We start from the raw sequence: 421 nt of genomic DNA, 5'->3' as shown, positions 1-421 counted from the left end.
GAACAGCGAGATTCTTAACGGCTTTGTTTTGGTAGCCGCATCCCGAGCAGAGTTGGCTTGAAGGAAAGTTCCGTGCGACAGCGATTATTTCTTTCCCATACCACTTGGCTTTGTATTCTAACATAGTGCGAAATTCCGCCCAACTTACTTCTGAGATGGATTTAGCTAATTTTCGATTGAGCATCATATTCTTTACCAACAAATCTTCGATACCGGTTATGTCGTGGTTTTTGACAATCTCGGTGGAGATTTTATGAAGGTAGTCGGTGCGTTTGTTTTTGATAGTTTCGTGAGTGTTGGCAACTTTGATGCGCTGCTTCTGATAGTTCTTCGATTCGGATAATTTTCGACCATCTTTGAGCGCTTGTATTTTCCTTCTGGATAGTTTGCGTTGTTCCTTTGCTAGTTTAGTTTCCAAAGA

General features: G+C 41.6%; 1 protein-coding gene. It reads right to left on the bottom strand.

Annotated features, from left to right (window positions below):
- On the bottom strand, positions 1 to 421 hold a 421-nt coding region (locus ACYQ2O_RS12860), incomplete at both ends, for an RNA-guided endonuclease TnpB family protein (protein WP_459796790.1).

Source organism: Alkalibacterium sp. m-11 (assembly GCF_054658155.1).
This window is presented reverse-complemented; position numbering and strand designations above follow the sequence as displayed.